Here is a 17,862-nt window from a genome sequence, read left to right as displayed (position 1 = left end):
TGGTTCTGCCTATTCTGTCGAATTGAGATGATATGCAATTCGTGTACTCGATAGCCTATGTAAGAATAGGCCGAGCAATATTGCCGCTACCGTCAGCCCTAAAACTAAACCTATCCAAAATCCACTCGCTTCCATAGGCTTCGATGGCGCCCAAGGCACCCAAGCAGGTGCTAAGCCTAAGGTCAGTCCGATTGGTAAAGCGAATCCATAAAATGCCATGATGTGGATAAGCATGGGAATACGCGTCACTTTGTAGCCGCGCAGTGCGCAAGAAAAGGTGACTTGTGCCGCATCGGATAATTGGAAAATCGCTGCCAATAAAAGTAAGTTTGCAGCAACTTCCTGTACCGCTGGATCAGAAGTGTAGGCTGCCGCAACCTGATAGCGCATTAAGGTCATGAAGCTAGCTGAAATAACCGCGAACACTAAGGCAATACCGACGCCAGTCCAGGATACGAAGCGTGCATGAACCACGTTGCCCTCGCCCAAAGTCTGACTAACCCGCGTAGTCAATGCAATGCCCAGACTCATCGGTACCATAAAGATTAGGGAAGAAAAATTCAAGGCAATTTGATTTGCGGAGATAGCAATGACGCCAAATCTCGCAACCAGTAAACCGACTGCACAAAATGCAGACACTTCGGCGAAATAGGTCACACCGATCGGTAGTCCTATTTTTAGCATAGAGCGGATTTCGCTCCATTTAGGCGCTTCTCTGTGGGTAAACGGAAACGTCTGTTGATAGACCGGCGCGCGGTGAGTCCACCACAGCATGGCACCGAGCATTAACCACATGGCGATTCCAGTTGCCAGTGCGCAGCCGGTGGAGCCCAAATGCGGTAAGCCAAATTTTCCGTAGATGAACAAGTAGTTGACGACAACATTAAATGCTAACCCCAGTAGCGCGATCATCATCACGGGTTTGGTTTCATTCAAGCTCGTGGTGTAACTGTACAGCGCACGGTACATGGCAAACGCTGGCATTCCAATGCTGATCACGCGTACAAATTGGGTGGCTTTTTGTTGTACCAAGGTTTCGAGTTGTAAATAATCGAAAACGATAGTCGACATGTTTAATAGTGCACAAGCGATGATGCCGACACCAAATGCCATCCACATCGACTGCCGCATAATATGGGGGATTTTATCGAAAGCGCCGGCTCCGACTTCATGTGCGACTACTGCATTAATCGCGATCATAATGCCCATTACGGTCACTAATACAATAGACCACAGCGACGCACCGAGAGCAACCGCTGCCAAATCTTGTGCACTAAGATGACCTGTCATCGCAACGTCGGCAACCGACATGCCGACCGTGGCAAGCTGCCCTATGAGCACTGGCCATGCGATTTGCCAAAGCTTGCCTAGCTCAGTAAGTATTGTGGTTTTCATGGAGGGGGGTGGAATTCTTCTATAGCGGATCATCTTACCTGAACTGCTAATTGTGGTGGTTGTCGTACTCTGAAAATATTTTTCAAATTTGCTTGACATTCATCCCAGGTGATCCTAAAGTGATATCACTTTGATTTCAGTTGTAAAGCGATAAACAGGTAAGCATGTGCTTGCCAAGGTTTTTTCACGGAGAAGACGATGGATGCGGAAAAGCAAGTAATCAGTAAAAAACTGATCAGTAGAAAAGAAATTCAAGAGCGTCAATTACAGTCTATGGATGGCTATGCCATGCTGGCGTGTGGACTCATTTTGCATGTGGTGGGTATTTATTTATTGATCAATAATACAGAGACTAGTTTATTGAGTGTGCTGGCAAAGTTGGCTTTAAATGTATTCGGAACGATGATTTTTGCCGGTCTGTATATGTTGCAACCGAACGAAGCGGCGATGTTGTCTTTGTTTGGCGAATATAAAGGCACTGATCGTAGCGAAGGTTTGCGTTGGGCGAATTTTCTGTTCAATAAACGCAAAATCAGTTTGCGCGCCCGTACTTTGAATACGCCACCATTAAAGGTGAATGATAAGCGTGGTAATCCGGTTGAGATTGGCGCGGCGATTGTTTGGCGTGTTGAAGAGACTGCTTTGGCAATTTATAACGTCGATGATTTCGAGCGATTTGTCCATGTTCAGGCGGAAGCGGCGATTAGGCATCTGGCCGCGCAGTATGCCTATGATGATGGTGAAGACTTGGCAGAAGGCGAAACGACTTTGCGTGCTGGCATGGATGTCGTGGCGAATGCGATGCGTCAGGAATTGCATAATCGCTTCGTTGCGGCAGGGATTGATGTGGAAGATGCCAAGTTGACACATTTAGCCTACGCCCAAGAAATTGCTCAAGTCATGTTGCGTCGGCAGCAAGCTGAGGCCATTATCAGTGCACGTAAGAAGATTGTGCATGGTGCCGTGACGATGGTGGAAGAAGCTTTACTCGGCTTGTCTGAACGCAAGATTGTGGAGTTGGATGATGAACGGAAAGCCGCAATGGTAAGTAATCTTTTGGTCGTACTGTGTTCAGATAAAGAAACTCAGCCGGTGATCAATACGGGTACTTTGTACAATTAAAAGATCTGTTAAATTTGAGAAACTTTGGAGAGTGCCATGACAGCAGTCCTAATTATTTTGCTGATAGGAGTATGCGCAGGAGTCGCAGCGAACAAAAAATCGGTCAGCAATCAAGATCGCAAGTTCACCGATGAATCGTAAAAAATATATGAAAAACAGTAAGACGAAAAATTATCAATCACGGCAGTGGGTTGTCCTGCTGTGGGTATTGCTACCTTTAAGTACCTTGGGCGTCGCGTTGTTTGGTGTCGATGCCGCGCCAGAACAAAAAGCGGCGTTGCTGGTAAAGGTAATTGTACTGATGTCGCTGATCAATCTGATTGCGCTTGCGATGTTTGCACACTTAAGCATCCAACTCGATCAAGAGACTTTGCGCTGGCATTTTGGATTGCTGAAGTGGCCGAAGTGGGAGTTAAAGATTTCACAGATTCAGCGTGTTGAGCCGTGTCAAACCAAGTGGTATGAGGGTAAAGGAATCCGTTTTACCCGAGAAGGCATGCTGTATAACGCCGCAGGATCCGGTGCTGTAAGGATCTACAAGATGGACGGGAGCAAAATTCGTCTGGGCTGTGCCGAGCCGGAAGTTTTGTGCGAAAAATTGAACTTACAGCTTTCCAATTCAAATTAAATTGCAATGGCCAGTCCAAGTAAAAAATCTTTTCCCCTGCGTATCGATCCAGTGCTCTGGACTGAGATCGAGCGTATGGCTGCACAGGAGTTGCGCAGTGCGAACGCGCAGGTGGAATATTTGTTGCGTCAAGCATTGAAAGAGCGTGGTCGCAAACTCCCTATTGTTGATTCAAGTAAAGAGTCTGAATAAGTATCCGCCCGCGTGTTGCTAACATGAGCAACACATACTCGCAGGCAAACCAAAATTAAGTGCTGGCCATTCTGATGCATTGGCAGGCTTAGTTTATGTGATTCCTCATTTCCATAAATCGTTTTAAGTTAGGTCTTTGACAAGTGCGTAGTAAGCAGGTTACTTGTTTTTGGGTTTATATATTTTTATGAAATTTTATTTTCATAAAAATTAATAATTTCTTGCCATTAATTTTGCTGGTAAAAGGCCGATTAGAAGAGGAAATTCAAATAGTTCTAGATCTTGTGTGAAAACTTCTTGTATTATTGCAAGCTGCTTTACCTTAATAATGAAAATAATATTTCATAATTTAGTTTTTTTGTATCGAAGTGTAGATCGCAAAAATGCCTAGTTAATGAGAATTTTTCAACAAACTCAAGAGAAAAACTATGAAACTCAAACAGATGACTAAAGCCCTGATGGCGATCGGTGTGGTGCACACACTGGTTGCTATAGCACCTGCTTTTGCACAAGAAGCAGAACCAAAAGTACAGAAGATTGAAATTACTGGTTCCAGTATCAAGCGTACTTCTGTTGAAACATCCGCATCCGTACAGATCATGACGCGCGAAGATATCGAGCGCACTGGTGCAACGACTGCACTGGGTATTTTGACTGATTCCGTCGCGGTTGGTACTAGCTTGAATGCAGCGAGCAGCAGCTCTGGTAGCTTCGCAACGGGTGCGTCAGCGGCCGGTATGCGTGGTTTGGGTAAAGTCGCGACTCTGGTATTGGTGAATGGTCGTCGTATCGCCCCATACGGTTTGGCTGACGGTGCTCAAGACAACTTTACGAACCTGAATGCAATCGCAGCAGATGCGATTGAGCGTATCGAAATTTTGAAAGATGGCGCATCTGCGATCTACGGTTCTGACGCAATCGCTGGCGTTATCAATATCATCTTGCGTAAGAATTTCCAAGGCGGCCAAGTCAAGGCTGGTTACTCGACAGCAGAAAACTTCTCCGATCTGCGTAATCGTAATGTCTCCGCAATCTATGGATTCGGCGATGTGAATAAAGATGGTTTCAATACCTACTTGAATATCGAAGGCGTTAAGCGTGACGGTTACACGACGGGTGATTTGCGTAACCAATACCCAGAATGGCACCGTCAAACACCAGGTCGCTCGACTTGGGATGCGAAGAGCTCTTTCTCCCCAACGGGTAACTACTTCTTGAGCAGTACCAATATCGTCGCAGCTCCAGGTTGTCCAGCTGGTGACATCGATCCAGTCGACAAGCAATGTAAGATGGATATTCTGCCATACAGCGGCATTACCACTAACAGTGAGCGCTATGCATTGGCAAGTAGTACGCATTTCAAAATCGGTAAAGAAATCGACGCGAATTTCGAATTGACGTATTCCAATTCTTACGACTCCTATATCTTGACACCATTCAATGTCAGTAACGGATCTACCACGACTTCAAGCAGCATTTGGTACAACGTGTATGGCGGAAAAATGGTTGGTCCGTTCACCTATCCAAAACTGCCAGTCGGTCATCCAAATAATCCATACACAACGCCAGTTGAATATCGTGCGCGTATGATGGATACAGGTAATGGCTTCAACTTTAACAAGACGAACACTGACCAATATCGCGCGATGTTGGCATTGGAAGGCACTGTGGGAGCTTACGACTGGAAATCAGCTTTCGGCCACATGGAATCTTCTGCTGACAAAGCGACCCGTGCAGTCAGTGCAAAAGGCTACACAGATGCGATCATCAACAAGACCTATGTCTTCGGCAAGCAAAATGACCGCGCTCTGTTGGAAACTATGTTCCCGATTCGTACTACTAAAGGTAAGTCTACGATCTCTTTCTTAGACGGTACATTGACTGGTGAATTAATGCAATTGCCAGCGGGCCCATTGTCTTTCGCGCTGGGTGCAGACGTGCGTCGTGAAGCTTATGAAATGAAGAGTTCAGACAATGTCTTGAACGGTGAGTTGGTAGGTATCTTCGGTTTGCAAGTTAAAGACACACGTAATCAATACGCGATCTTTTCAGAAGCGACAATTCCAGTCGTCAAAAACTTTGAAGTCAGCGCAGCTTTGCGTGCGGATAAACAAGGCGACTTCGATGCCCACGTTTCTCCAAAACTCGGCTTGCGTTACACCGCAACAGACAGCCTGTTGTTGCGTGCAACGGCATCCGGTGGTTTCCGCGCACCAAACATTGTTGAATCTGGTAACGGTTTAGGTCGTAGCTCTGTTGCAACGGGTGTGAATGATTTGCGTCGCTGCCCAATCGCGACTGAATTGAATAACCTGATTCAGAACAGCAAGACAGCGACGACAGCGGACAAAGCCTTGGGTAACAGCTACCGTTCAAACGACTGTTCTGCTGGCTTACCAAGCTTTGTGGCATCCAATCCAAATCTGGCACCAGAGACTTCACGTTCTTACACTATGGGCTTGGTGTTTGCACCAACGAAGCAATGGTCTTTCGCGATTGATTACTTCAATATCGAACGCCAAGATGAAATCGGTACTCGTTCTGTGACGGATATCTTGAAAGGTGAAGCATCTTTGCCTGCAGGTCAGTTGTTGCGCGTTGATAATACAGCGACCGACAATGAGTTCTTGGCTTTGGTGAAAAAATATGCGCCGACTAATGCGGTAGGCTTTCAAAACATTGGTAAGTTGGGCTTGGTTTACAACCCATACGTGAACACAGGTAAAACACGTGCTTCTGGTTTTGATTTTGATTTGACATCCCGTATCAAGCTCGATGGCCTCGGTACTTTGCGTCTGCAATTGGAAGGTAACTACGAGTTGAACTACCAGACTTATAGTGTGGCAGACGGCAAGTGGAATAAGAACCTGAGCGGTACTTATGATCGCGGCGGACAGATGGAAGCGAAAGTTGTCGCTGCATTGAAGACAGGCAAGTGGGACAATGCTGTAATCGTTAATTACTTCAGTGGTTACAGCGCAAACAGCCTGGCTTCTCCAACCTACTGCGTAACGCAAAAAGTCGCGCCAGAAAACATGGCAACTTGTGAGCGTATCGATGCGGGTACATTTGTGAACTATAGCCTGACATATTCTGGCTTCAAAAACACAAAACTGAACTTGTACGTTGGTAATGTCTTCCAAACGGAAAATCCAACTGACTGGCGCGGTGGCTGGTCACCAAGTTTCCGTACTGTGTATGTGAACGCAACTTACAAGTTCTAATTTGTTTCTTTAATTAGTCCTTGTCATTGGAATATTGAACGCACGCTTAGTTCGTTCAATATTCCTTGAATGTTCACTCGATGTTCTATCGGTGCTCGTTCATCGCTAACGTAATAAAAAACCCGTCCAACTTCTGTTGCGACGGGTTTTTTATCACGCTGACTGCGAGCCAACTGAGAATCGAATTTACTTTGTGATCGTATGTAACTTTGTCATCGCATCCGCAAATTCGCCTTTCACTAATTGCGGAATGACTTCTAGCCCACGCGCAATTGATTCATCGATTAAAGGCTGTTCTTCTTTGCGTGGCCTATGCAATACAAAATCCGCGACGCCTTGTTGCAAATTTAAAGTACGTGGATGACCGATGCCTATGCGCATGCGCCAGTAGTCTTGGGTGCCAAGCGCTGCAGTGATGTCTTTGAGGCCGTTGTGGCCACCGGAGGAGCCGCCTTTTTTGAGTTTGGTGAGGCCTGGTGCGATGTCGAGTTCATCATGCACAACCAATACTTGCTCTGGCAAGATTTTATAAAAGCGACATATCGCACCGACTGATTGCCCAGATCGATTCATAAAAGTTTGTGGTTGCAACAGCCAAACTTCTTCATCTGCAATGCGCGTCTTCGCGACTAAGGCATTGAAATTTTTGTCGCGTTGTAAGCCGCTGCCAGCAAGTTGATCGACTAGCCAGAAACCTGCATTGTGTCGGGTTTGCTCATATTCAGGGCCTGGGTTGCCTAGGCCTACGATTAGTTTGATGCTCATAATAATTTAAAAGTTTTTTATGTCAAAAGCTTTGCCGCAGGGGTGCAGAGAGCGCAGAGCTTCTTCTTCCTTAATGCCGATGTATCCGTTTTTTGTAGGGCGGGTCAAACCCGCGCTGCTCAGTCGCTTAATGGTCTGGCGGCGCGGGTTTCACCCGCCCTACCACTGCGATCACTTCTTCTTCAACAAAGGCAGCAAATAATGCCCCGTCACACTGTGCTCATTCGCTGCCACATCTTCCGGCGTACCACTTGCAATAATACGTCCACCGCCAGCGCCACCTTCTGGCCCCATATCCACGATCCAGTCCGCGGTTTTAATCACATCCAGATTGTGCTCAATGATGACGACCGTATTGCCTTGATCACGCAAGCGATGAATAACCTTCAACAGCAAAGCGATATCGTGGAAATGCAAACCAGTCGTAGGCTCATCTAAAATATACAAGGTACGACCCGTATCGCGCTTGGACAATTCTAAAGATAACTTCACACGTTGTGCTTCGCCGCCCGACAGTGTAGTGGCGCTTTGACCGAGGCGAATATAGCCTAGACCCACGTCTAACAGGGTTTGCAATTTACGGGCAATCAAAGGCACAGGCTTGAAGAACTCATGTGCATCTTCCACCGTCATCGCCAAGATCTCGTTGATGTTCTTGCCCTTGTATTGCACTTCCAAGGTTTCGCGGTTGTAGCGTTTGCCGTGACAGACGTCGCAAGGGACATACACGTCAGGCAAAAAGTGCATTTCAACTTTGATTACGCCATCGCCCTGGCAAGCTTCGCAGCGTCCGCCTTTGACATTGAATGAGAAACGTCCTGCGCTATAGCCACGTTCTTTGGCGACCGGTACGGTCGCAAACAAATCGCGTATCGGTGTGAACAGGCCAGTGTAGGTCGCAGGATTGGAACGTGGTGTACGACCAATCGGTGCTTGATCGACGGCAATGACTTTATCAAAATGCTCTAGTCCGCTGATACTTTCAAATGCGGCTGGTTCAGTTTGCGATCCATAGAGATGACGCGATGCTGCCAGGTATAAAGTATCGTTGACCAAAGTCGATTTGCCCGAACCGGAAACGCCGGTCACGCAAGTCAGTAAACCGACGGGCAATCTCATCGTGACTTTTTTCAAGTTGTTGCCAGTCGCGCCTGAGATCACGAATTGTTTTTCCGGATTAAAGGCCGCGCGTTTTTTCGGTACTTCAATTTCTAAAGCGCCGGATAAATATTGGGCAGTCAACGAGCGCGTGCTTTGCATGATGTCGTCGAGCGAACCTTGCGCAATGATTTCACCACCATGCACACCTGCACCGAGACCCATGTCGACAATAAAGTCGGCGCAGCGAATGGCGTCTTCATCATGCTCAACCACGAGAACGCTATTGCCAATATCACGCAAATGTTTGAGGGTGCCGATCAAGCGATCATTGTCGCGTTGATGCAAGCCAATAGATGGTTCATCCAAAACGTACATCACACCCGTCAAGCCAGAACCGATTTGTGAGGCGAGGCGAATCCGCTGTGCCTCGCCACCAGACAAAGTATCTGCGCTGCGATCTAGTGATAAGTAGTCGAGACCGACATTGTTTAAGAATGTCAGACGTGAGCTGATTTCTTTAATGATACGATCTGCGATGTCGCGTTTCGATCCGGTGAGTTTTAACTTGCTGAAAAACTCCATGCCTTCACGCAAAGGCATCGCACTGATTTCATAAATTGCGCGTTCTTGTTTTCCCATGCCGACTTTGACGAATCGGGCTTCGACGCGCAAACGCGCACCTTGGCAGGACGGACATTCTTTTTCATTGATGAACTTGGCCAGCTCTTCTTTCACCGCCATTGAATCGGTTTCGCGATAGCGCCTTTGCAAATTGGTGACGACGCCTTCAAACGTATGTTCCTTGACGACAGTACGACCTTTTTCATTGATGTAGGTGAACGGTATGCTTTGTTTGCCAGAGCCATACAAGACCACTTGTTGTGCGGCTTCGGATAACTGTTCAAACGGCACGTCTAGATCAAAATCATAAAAGGCCGCCAGGTTTGACAGCATTTGGAAGTAGAATTGATTGCGTCTATCCCAGCCTTTGACCGCGCCGCTCGCTAAGGATAAATTCGGGAAAGCGACGATGCGCTTCGGATCAAAAAATTCTATGTGACCGAGACCATCGCATTCAGGGCAAGCGCCCATAGGATTATTGAATGAGAATAAACGCGGTTCTAATTCTTGCAAACTGTAGCCGCAGGTCGGGCAAGCAAATTTGTTAGAGAATAATTGCTCGTGACCGCTATCCATATCAACCACCAAGGCACGACCTTCGGCGATGCGCAGACAGGTTTCAAAAGATTCTGCTAAGCGTTGCTTGATGTCGGCTTTGACTTTGACGCGATCGACGACCACAGCGATCGTGTGCTTTTCGGTTTTTTTGAGTTTTGGTAAATCATCGACATCGTAAATCTTCGCATCGTGCGTGCCACTTTGCACGCGAAAACGTACGAAGCCCTGCGCCTGCATTGCTTCGAATAAATCGACGTGCTCGCCTTTACGATTCGACACCACGGGCGCCAAAATCATTAGCTTGCTGTCTTCTGGCATGGCTAATACCGCATCGACCATTTGCGAAACGGATTGTGCCGCTAAAGGATTTTCTGGGTGATCTGGGCAATATGGCGTGCCTACGCGCGCATACAGCAAACGCAAGTAGTCGTGAATTTCGGTGACGGTGCCGACGGTCGAGCGTGGATTATGCGAAGTCGCTTTTTGCTCGATAGAAATCGCTGGCGATAAACCTTCTATCAAATCCACGTCGGGCTTTTCCATTAATTGCAAAAACTGGCGGGCATAGGCAGATAAGGATTCCACATAACGACGCTGGCCTTCTGCATACAAAGTATCAAACGCCAACGAAGACTTACCTGAGCCTGATAAGCCGGTAATCACCACCAGCTTATTGCGTGGTAGATCAATGCTGATGTTTTTCAGATTATGCGTACGTGCACCACGAACCCGGATCGCGTCCTTTTTGGGGAGCGGCATGTCCACGAGATCGAATTCGATTTCTGCGGGCGCAGACTTCAGGGATTTCTTAGTTTTGCTAGTGGTCATGAAACAATTCCTGCGAATGAAAAGATGCTAAGTGCAATAAAGAAAAGAATATTTATTCAATTCATGATGTTTCCCATCTTTTGAAACGGGATTTAATCTCAGTCAATCGAACAAACGCAATTCTGAGCCGCAATTCGAAATGAAAAGCGAGCAACCTGATACTATAACGGGTTTTCAAAAATAAGCGCGGGTGTCGAATCAAATTGTCCCGAGAATCATGGTCAGGGATGCCGACACTCGGTTATTGCCTGAATTTTGCTGGTTTTTTTGCTGTATTAGTCTTATGAATAGCGCAACACCTATGAGCTCACAACCGCTCGCTTCCACATTGGTCTCAAGCAAGATGTCGTCGTCCGAAATTCGGGCTGGCGCGTCCTTGGCATCTATTTTTGCCCTACGCATGTTCGGCTTATTTTTGCTTTTGCCGATTTTTGCGATTCATGCCAAAACGTTGCCGGATGGCGATAATACGGCCTTGGTCGGCATGGCAATGGGGATTTATGGTCTGACTCAAGCCTGTCTGCAGATCGTCTTCGGTATGGCATCTGATAAGTATGGTCGCAAGCCAGTAATTATTGTCGGCTTGATTTTGTTCGCAGTAGGAGCGGTCATTGCGGCAATGTCTCACACGGTGATGGGTATCTTGATAGGCCGTGCAGTGCAGGGCGCTGGCGCGATTTCTGCGGCGATCACTGCATTACTTGCTGACACCACGCGAGAAGAACATCGCACCAAGGCGATGGCAATGGTTGGTGGCTCTATTGGAATTAGTTTTGCCCTGTCGCTGGTGTTAGCACCTGTTTTGTATCAACGCATAGGCATGGATGGCATTTTTATTCTAACCGCGATCATGGCGATTGCAGCGATCGGCGTCGTGACTTGGATTACCCCAGATGCGCCGTCGTTACCGACAGTGAAAGTACCGCTCATTGCGGTATTGAAAAATCCTGAATTGATGCGCTTGAATTTAGGCGTGTTTGTATTGCATCTGAGCCAGGTCGCTATGTTTGTCGTGGTTCCTTCGGCATTAGTGCAATACGCGCATTTGCCACTCGATCAGCATTGGGAAGTGTATTTGCCAGTGGTTTTTGGTTCTTTCTTTTTCATGTTGTTGGCGATTATGCGTGGCGAGCGCAGTGGCAAAATGAAGCAGATTTTTGTCTGGTCGATTGCCTTACTGATGTTGGTGCAATTGGGCTTTTGGGGTTTTCTGGAAAATGCCACGATGTTGATCGCCATGTTGTTTGCTTTCTTCCTTGCCTTTAATATTTTGGAAGCGAGCCAGCCTTCTTTAGTTTCCCGTCTGGCGCCACCTTCAGCGAAAGGTGCCGCGCTCGGTGTGTATAACACTTTGCAAGCGCTGGGTTTGGCTTGTGGTGGCTTTGTTGGTGGTTGGATGAAGCAACATATCAGTGCTAGTTCGGTGTTTATATTTACTGCAGTTTTGTCTTTGATCTGGCTTATAATCGCAAGCCGGATGCCGGAATTGCCCAAGCGCGCCAGCAAACCGGATTCTGCAAATTCTGGCGACATCGCTAGCAAGGTTTAGCCAACATTTACAGAAACGCAGTAAGCAAATTTGTCCTCCTGTATGGAAAGCATTTTTGATCTATTGAAACACGCGAGTTACGTTGATAAATTATTTTAGAGTGTAGGAGACTTATATATGGCATCACTAAATAAAGTGCTGATTATTGGCAATCTGGGACGTGATCCAGAAACACGCTACATGCCAAGTGGCGATGCAATGACCACCATTGCAGTAGCAACCACAGAATCGTGGAAAGACAAGCAAACCGGTGAAAAGAAAGAAGCGACTGAATGGCATCGCGTGACTTTCTTTGGCAAGCTGGCAGAAATCGCCGGTCAATACCTGAAAAAAGGTTCGCAGGTTTACATCGAAGGCAGCTTACGTACACGTAAGTACACCGATAAAGACGGCGTAGAAAAATACGCAACCGATATCCGCGCCGATGAAATGAAAATGCTAGGCAGTCGTCAAGGCATGGGCGGCGGCGGTGCTCCTATGGATGATGATGGCTACGGCGGCGGTGCTCCAGCACAGCGCCCACAGCAGCAGCAACAACAAGCCTACAGCGCGCCAGTTCAACAACCACGTCAAGCTCCTGCTCAGCGTCCAGCACCGAATTTCTCGGATATGGATGACGATATTCCGTTCTAAAGCCATTGCACTTTAGGTGTCAATAAAAAACCCAGTCGCACTTCTGTGCTACTGGGTTTTTTATTATCGATGTAGGATGTGTCATTACCAAGCGATTCATCAGTTCCATAAGGCAACTTCACAATATAGTGGTAAAGTAATAGAGAGTGCTTTTCAGCTTATGTACAGTGCGTAAAGGAAATTTCAAATGTCTTCAATTGTTCCAATTTTTTCGGAAAGTGGTGATGCAATTGCCGGCGGTGCTTGTGTTGGTTGTCGAAATGATAGTGCCTTTGAACTCGAATTTGATTTTGCCTATCAACCGATTGTCGACTTTGCATCCAGAACAATTTTTGCGCATGAAGCTCTTGTCAGGGGGCTAAACGGTGAGGGCGCGGCGAGTATTTTGGCACAGGTAAACGACAATAATCGTTATCGCTTTGATCAGTTATGCCGGGTAAAAGCGGTACAAGGTGCAGCTCGCTTGGGGATGAAAGAATTCTTGTCGATTAATTTTTTACCCAACGCAGTTTACAAACCGGAAGTCTGCATCCAAACAACATTTGAAGCCGCGCGCGAGCATCAATTTCCAATTGAGCGAATCATATTTGAAGTCACCGAAGGTGAGCGAGTGCAAGATCGTCCTCACTTGGTGAATATTTTTCGGCAGTATCACGATTTTGGTTTTAAGACCGCGATAGATGACTTTGGCGCCGGCTACGCTGGTCTAAATCTTTTGTCCGAGTATCAGCCAGACATTATAAAAATCGACATGGATTTGGTGCGAGGAATTGATACACAACATGCGCGCCAAGCGATCGTCAAAGGCATTGCTTCGATCTGCCTAGAATTGCAGATTAAGGTCTTAGCGGAAGGCATTGAAACTCGTGAGGAGCGAGATTTCCTCTCCTCAATCGGGATTAGTTTGATGCAGGGATATTGGTTTTGCAAGCCAGTGTTTCAAGGACTGGGTGTCATTCCAACTGCTGCCTGGGAATAGATCCGTTGTTAATCTTAATCCGCGGCATAACAGCGTCAAGTCAACTTATTTGGCACTGCTAAACATTTCTACTATTGTTCAAATTTATTGGTCTTCACATTGAACACTGTGTCAGGTATGCGCATTTGCGGCGCAATCGTATCGGGGGGATCTTCTGGCGTGATGGTATTGAGCCATAAATCCATTTTGCTATTTGCCATGATCCCGCTGTCTGCCTGCAATTTATCGTTGTGCGCTTGTTCTGCTCTTTTTTCAAGGCGACGTAGCTCCTCTGCAGCGGATACAGGATTGGATACCACTTGGCGCGCGGTCGGACTGTGATTTTTTAATAGGCGTTCGCGTCGCTGCTTTTCAGCGCTTTCCTTAAGCTCTCTTTGCTTACGTGCCTCGATTCTGTCCATCGCCGCTTGGATTTCAGGCGTACGCTTGATTGATGATTTTTCATCAGTAGACGTACTCGAACTAAATAATTTTTTCAAGAAATTCACGTGACATCCTGAGTTCAGTATATGCCTGAGAGCGACTAAGGCTGCTCAGTGTTAAAGATCGAGTATGTAGCAACAAACATGCCTGTATTTCAACATCGACGAATATTTCAGTCGATACAGCTATTTATCCGCCAAAACGCTATTTCATATATCGACCAATTCTGGTTCATACTTTAGCGTGATCATGTCAAGACCATGAGGAATGGCATGGGCGATGCTGAGAAAAAGTCAATTCGCTGAGTGCCTCGATACATGGTGACGCTAGTGAGATTCTAAAAATGCAGGAAGGTGTAAAGACCGGACTTACATTAACGTGTAAAGATTTACTGCATTTGCTCATTTCAAATTTTTCTTAGAATGGTTGAAGCTATTGAGTTTTGGTTTGGCATACGCGGCCGCATTGTTTTATGGCATAGCGTTTTCGGAAACTAAGTGAGGTAAGAAAATCGAAATGCAGCACTTCACCAATTTCCGCATGGTCATTTTATAAATGTTCGAATAAAGTTAAATTTTTTGATGTGTTGTAAATTGCATCAAAAGTGTTTCTCTTTACACGTTAAATGCGATTTAATGTCCTCTGGGCAATTTTTTTGAAGTGACAGTCACAGGCGTACGATTTCTTCATTTCATTTGACTATGGATGCAACTGGCAATCTTTTAATCGTCGACGATAATCCGAATAACCTGCAGATTTTGCATCGCATTTTGTCGCATGCTGGCTATAAAGTGCGGCCAGCCCTGTCGGGTGAAATTGCATTACGCGCGATTGAGTCGTCGCGCCCAGATTTGATTCTATTAGACGTCAGAATGGCGGGATTAGATGGCTACGAAACCTGTGAAATTTTAAAAGCTAATCCTGCGACTGCGGCGATCCCAATCATTTTCATTAGCGCCTTGCAAGATGTGCAGGATAAATTGCGTGGCTTTCAGGTAGGCGGAGTCGATTTTGTCTCGAAACCTTTTCAGGAAGAAGAGGTCTTGGCACGAGTGCATACACATTTTCAAATCCACCAGTTGCAAAAAGAGCTTGCCTATCAAAACGAACATTTGAACGAATTGGTCGAAGCGAAAGCTAAAGCATTGGCTGTGGTTGAACGCGAGTCGAGTGAACGTTTGAATCAGATTGCCCATTTAAATCGTAGCATTACCTCGTCGATTTTTTCGTCTGCGATCGCACACGATTTGCGTCAACCGTTGGCCGCTATTTTGAGCAATGCTGAAGCAGCAGAATTGTTTCTTGAGCAAGAGCCACCGCCATTGCAAGAAATTAAGGAGATCTTGGCGGACATTCGGCGCGATGATCTGCGTGCTTCGCAAATCGTGATGGGGATGCGGACTTTATTGAATAAGGGCGAGAGTGAAATTGCCTTGCATGATCTGAATAATGTAGTGCGAGAAGTATCTCAGTACCTCAACACTGAAGCAAAGCAACGTGGCATTCAGTTGGAAATGTGTTTGTATGATTCGTGTCTCTCAGTGAATATTGACAGGATTCAAATTCAGCAGGTATTAGTCAATTTGGTGATCAATAGTATGGATGCTTTAATGGCGATGCCCGCCCCACAACGCTGCATTCGCATCAGTACGATCAGTCATATCGCTTACGCGGAAGTTCGGGTAGAAGATAATGGACCTGGCTTTGGCGAGCATCTGGATCAAGCATGTGAATCTTTTTTTACCACGAAGGAACACGGTATGGGGATGGGATTACCAATTTGCGCTAGCTTGATTCATGTACATCAGGGCCACATTTCCGTGCAAGATAAAGACGATGGCGGTGCTGTTGTTTTCTTTAAACTTCCTCTACAAGAATAGATCATAAGTGTGATGAGCGAAAAAGCATTAGTACATATTATTGAAGACGATGCTTTCCTAAGCAAGGCCTTATCTCGATTGCTAGGTGCGGCTGGCTATAGAACCCTAGTGTATGGGACGGCGAACGATTTTTTGACGCAATTAGCGACACTGGAATCTGGATGTATTTTGCTCGATATGAATTTGCCTGGAATTAATGGTATGGAATTACATGCACAACTGCGTATGCAGGCGAATCGTATGCCACTCATTTATTTGACGGGTGAGGGTAGTATTGCGTTGAGCGTGCAGGCGATCAAAAATGGTGCTGAAGATTTTTTAACGAAGCCAGTGCAAAAAGACGCCTTGCTCAATGCCATTGCACATGCGTTTGATCAGTTTCAGATTGATGATCTACAGCATCATCGTCAACAAGAGCTTAAGCGACGACTAGGATCCCTTACTGTACGGGAAAAAGAAGTTTTTGATCTACTTATTCTGGGGCTGCTGAACAAACAAATTGCCTATCAATTAGGTAATGCGGAACGTACTGTCAAAGCGCACCGTCACAGTGTGATGGAAAAAATGTGCGCCAATTCCTTGGCCGAACTCGTGCTGATGGCAACTGAGTTGGGATTGCTTGATAAGACTTCATAAGTGCTTAAGCAGCCTAAGCAGCCTAAGCAGCCTAAGCAGGCTAAGCGGCCCAAGCGGCCCAAGCGGCAAATTTAAAACATAGCACCAAAGTACAAGTTACAAGCTACGCACTACACGTTATAGTTTTCTCACTGGGGTATGTAGCCCTAGCAGGGAAATCCGATGCCAAGTGCTAAACCCATCGTTGCCATTGTTGATAATGATTTGAGTCTGTTGAAAGCACTCGCCAGATTAGTGCGTGCGTTTGGATATCAAACCGAAATGTATGCTTCTGCCGAGGAGTTTCTACTCCGGGGTGATATCAGCGCAGTTGCCTGTCTGGTGCTCGATATAAATCTGGATGGAATGTCCGGCTTGGCCTTGCAAAAACGTTTGCGTAATACAAAATCAAAAAAACCTGATGCCGCTATTTTGCCCGTGATTTTTATCTCTGGTCGCGATGATCTTGCGACAATAGGTGAAGCGTTTGACGACCGATGTGCCGCGTATTTGCATAAACCTGTTGACTCGCATACTTTGCGCACTTTACTCAATAATTTACTAACCTGAACAATGGGTGAGCTCAGTACTCTTCCTGCTTTCCTGTTGGTGGAACAGCGCCGAATCCAGTATGAGCTGTGTTCAATTTTACAATTACTAACATCGTACAGGCTTGTTTTCTACACCAGAGTATTCCCTTTTTTCTACACGTAAAAACGAGTAATGGTGAGCAATCTATATAGCACCAAGGTGCAAGTTACAAATCCACGCACATTGTCTACAGTGACCTTATGTATTCAGTTGCTGGAGATTAATCATGTCTGAACTTATCAATGAAGCATCAGCGCAGAAAAGGGATCTTGGCACGCAAAAAGAAGTGCGGCAATTTTTGGCGTTTACTTTAGGCCTGGAAGAATATGGCTTGGACTTATTGCAAGTACAGGAACTGCGTGAATATGAAAAAGTAACTCATATTGCGAATGCGCCCGCTTTCCTCAAAGGGGTAGTTAATTTGCGTGGCATCATCGTACCAATTATGGATATGCGGATTAAGTTGGGATTCGATGAGGTGACTTATAACGAGCTTACCGTCGTCATTATTTTGAACATCCGGGGCCGCACCGTTGGCATGGTGGTCGATAGTGTTTCTGATGTGATTAATTTTGGTCCTGAAGAGGTGAAGCCGGCTCCTGAAATGGGCACAGCAGTAGATGCTGACTACTTAATTGGACTTGGTACGATTGATGAACGCATGATAATTTTGGTCGATATTGACAGGATGATGTCAAGTAATGAGATTGGTCTACTAACGCAGGCTGCAGCGTAATGCTCCTGCCTCTATCGAAAAA

15 protein-coding genes are annotated in these 17,862 nt (G+C 46.2%); 11 read left to right on the top strand and 4 right to left on the bottom strand.

The annotated features are described in order from the left end of the window. Positions 1-9: 9 nt before the first annotated feature. A complete protein-coding gene (locus ACO0KW_RS09040; protein WP_423052752.1) occupies positions 10-1,395 on the bottom strand; it encodes an MATE family efflux transporter in 1,386 nt (461 codons plus the stop codon). A 198-nt stretch (positions 1,396-1,593) separates the two neighbouring features. On the opposite strand from ACO0KW_RS09040, the gene ACO0KW_RS09035 reads away from it, so the two are divergent. The 4 genes from ACO0KW_RS09035 (at position 1,594) to ACO0KW_RS09020 (ending at position 6,561) form a co-directional block, all read left to right on the top strand. Continuing rightward, positions 1,594-2,517 carry an SPFH domain-containing protein gene (locus ACO0KW_RS09035; protein WP_423052751.1) on the top strand — a complete coding sequence of 308 codons (924 nt, stop codon included), beginning with the start codon at positions 1,594-1,596 and terminating at the stop codon, positions 2,515-2,517. A 148-nt stretch (positions 2,518-2,665) separates the two neighbouring features. Continuing rightward, positions 2,666-3,145, top strand: a complete 480-nt coding sequence (locus ACO0KW_RS09030; protein WP_423052750.1) for a hypothetical protein — start codon at positions 2,666-2,668, stop codon at positions 3,143-3,145. A gap of 6 nt (positions 3,146-3,151) precedes the next feature. Continuing rightward, positions 3,152-3,337, top strand: coding sequence for a hypothetical protein (locus ACO0KW_RS09025; RefSeq protein ID WP_423052749.1), 186 nt, complete (start codon positions 3,152-3,154; stop codon positions 3,335-3,337). Positions 3,338-3,765: 428 nt separating this feature from the next. Then, complete coding sequence (locus tag ACO0KW_RS09020; RefSeq protein WP_423052748.1) at positions 3,766-6,561, top strand: TonB-dependent receptor plug domain-containing protein; 2,796 nt, start codon at positions 3,766-3,768, stop codon at positions 6,559-6,561. A 186-nt stretch (positions 6,562-6,747) separates the two neighbouring features. Here ACO0KW_RS09020 and pth read toward each other — a convergent pair whose 3' ends face one another. After that, positions 6,748-7,326, bottom strand: coding sequence for an aminoacyl-tRNA hydrolase (gene pth / locus ACO0KW_RS09015; protein ID WP_423052747.1), 579 nt, complete (start codon positions 7,324-7,326; stop codon positions 6,748-6,750). Positions 7,327-7,497: 171 nt separating this feature from the next. Further along, on the bottom strand, positions 7,498-10,365 hold the full coding sequence (uvrA, locus tag ACO0KW_RS09010) for an excinuclease ABC subunit UvrA (RefSeq protein WP_423053453.1): 2,868 nt from the start codon (positions 10,363-10,365) through the stop codon (positions 7,498-7,500). 370 nt (positions 10,366-10,735) lie between these two features. On the opposite strand from uvrA, the gene ACO0KW_RS09005 reads away from it, so the two are divergent. From ACO0KW_RS09005 to ACO0KW_RS08995, 3 genes are all read left to right on the top strand, one after another. After that, positions 10,736-11,983: an MFS transporter gene (locus tag ACO0KW_RS09005; protein ID WP_423052746.1), complete on the top strand. Its 1,248-nt coding sequence runs from the start codon at positions 10,736-10,738 to the stop codon at positions 11,981-11,983. A 117-nt stretch (positions 11,984-12,100) separates the two neighbouring features. After that, positions 12,101-12,616, top strand: a complete 516-nt coding sequence (gene ssb, locus ACO0KW_RS09000) for a single-stranded DNA-binding protein (RefSeq protein ID WP_423052745.1) — start codon at positions 12,101-12,103, stop codon at positions 12,614-12,616. Positions 12,617-12,803: 187 nt separating this feature from the next. Then, the gene (locus ACO0KW_RS08995; protein ID WP_423052744.1) at positions 12,804-13,595 is read left to right on the top strand and encodes an EAL domain-containing protein; all 792 of its coding nucleotides are present in this window, start codon (positions 12,804-12,806) and stop codon (positions 13,593-13,595) included. 71 nt (positions 13,596-13,666) lie between these two features. Here the strand turns inward: ACO0KW_RS08995 and ACO0KW_RS08990 are convergent, their stop codons facing one another. Continuing rightward, positions 13,667-14,083: a hypothetical protein gene (locus tag ACO0KW_RS08990; protein WP_423052743.1), complete on the bottom strand. Its 417-nt coding sequence runs from the start codon at positions 14,081-14,083 to the stop codon at positions 13,667-13,669. A 636-nt stretch (positions 14,084-14,719) separates the two neighbouring features. On the opposite strand from ACO0KW_RS08990, the gene ACO0KW_RS08985 reads away from it, so the two are divergent. The 4 genes from ACO0KW_RS08985 to ACO0KW_RS08970 all read left to right on the top strand — a co-directional run bounded on the left by ACO0KW_RS08985 (position 14,720) and on the right by ACO0KW_RS08970 (position 17,840). Further along, complete coding sequence (locus ACO0KW_RS08985; protein ID WP_423052742.1) at positions 14,720-15,898, top strand: sensor histidine kinase; 1,179 nt, start codon at positions 14,720-14,722, stop codon at positions 15,896-15,898. A gap of 12 nt (positions 15,899-15,910) precedes the next feature. Further along, positions 15,911-16,534, top strand: a complete 624-nt coding sequence (locus ACO0KW_RS08980; protein ID WP_423052741.1) for a response regulator transcription factor — start codon at positions 15,911-15,913, stop codon at positions 16,532-16,534. 162 nt (positions 16,535-16,696) lie between these two features. Next, positions 16,697-17,083: a response regulator transcription factor gene (locus ACO0KW_RS08975; RefSeq protein ID WP_423052740.1), complete on the top strand. Its 387-nt coding sequence runs from the start codon at positions 16,697-16,699 to the stop codon at positions 17,081-17,083. 247 nt (positions 17,084-17,330) lie between these two features. After that, positions 17,331-17,840: a chemotaxis protein CheW gene (locus tag ACO0KW_RS08970; RefSeq protein ID WP_423052739.1), complete on the top strand. Its 510-nt coding sequence runs from the start codon at positions 17,331-17,333 to the stop codon at positions 17,838-17,840. The last annotated feature ends 22 nt before the right edge of the window (positions 17,841-17,862 follow it).

Source organism: Undibacterium sp. Ji22W (genome assembly GCF_049340305.1).
GTDB lineage: Bacteria > Pseudomonadota > Gammaproteobacteria > Burkholderiales > Burkholderiaceae_D > Undibacterium.
This window is presented reverse-complemented; position numbering and strand designations above follow the sequence as displayed.

Coding starts and splice junctions, on each gene's coding strand:
- ACO0KW_RS08975 (WP_423052740.1), top strand. CDS start 16,697: ATGCCAAGTGCTAAACCCATCGTTGCCATTGTTGATAATGATTTGAGT.
- ACO0KW_RS08980 (WP_423052741.1), top strand. CDS start 15,911: ATGAGCGAAAAAGCATTAGTACATATTATTGAAGACGATGCTTTCCTA.
- ACO0KW_RS08995 (WP_423052744.1), top strand. CDS start 12,804: ATGTCTTCAATTGTTCCAATTTTTTCGGAAAGTGGTGATGCAATTGCC.
- pth (WP_423052747.1), bottom strand. CDS start 7,326: ATGAGCATCAAACTAATCGTAGGCCTAGGCAACCCAGGCCCTGAATAT.
- ACO0KW_RS09040 (WP_423052752.1), bottom strand. CDS start 1,395: ATGAAAACCACAATACTTACTGAGCTAGGCAAGCTTTGGCAAATCGCA.
- ACO0KW_RS09035 (WP_423052751.1), top strand. CDS start 1,594: ATGGATGCGGAAAAGCAAGTAATCAGTAAAAAACTGATCAGTAGAAAA.
- uvrA (WP_423053453.1), bottom strand. CDS start 10,365: ATGCCGCTCCCCAAAAAGGACGCGATCCGGGTTCGTGGTGCACGTACG.
- ACO0KW_RS09005 (WP_423052746.1), top strand. CDS start 10,736: ATGAGCTCACAACCGCTCGCTTCCACATTGGTCTCAAGCAAGATGTCG.
- ssb (WP_423052745.1), top strand. CDS start 12,101: ATGGCATCACTAAATAAAGTGCTGATTATTGGCAATCTGGGACGTGAT.
- ACO0KW_RS09025 (WP_423052749.1), top strand. CDS start 3,152: ATGGCCAGTCCAAGTAAAAAATCTTTTCCCCTGCGTATCGATCCAGTG.
- ACO0KW_RS08970 (WP_423052739.1), top strand. CDS start 17,331: ATGTCTGAACTTATCAATGAAGCATCAGCGCAGAAAAGGGATCTTGGC.
- ACO0KW_RS09020 (WP_423052748.1), top strand. CDS start 3,766: ATGAAACTCAAACAGATGACTAAAGCCCTGATGGCGATCGGTGTGGTG.
- ACO0KW_RS09030 (WP_423052750.1), top strand. CDS start 2,666: ATGAAAAACAGTAAGACGAAAAATTATCAATCACGGCAGTGGGTTGTC.
- ACO0KW_RS08985 (WP_423052742.1), top strand. CDS start 14,720: ATGGATGCAACTGGCAATCTTTTAATCGTCGACGATAATCCGAATAAC.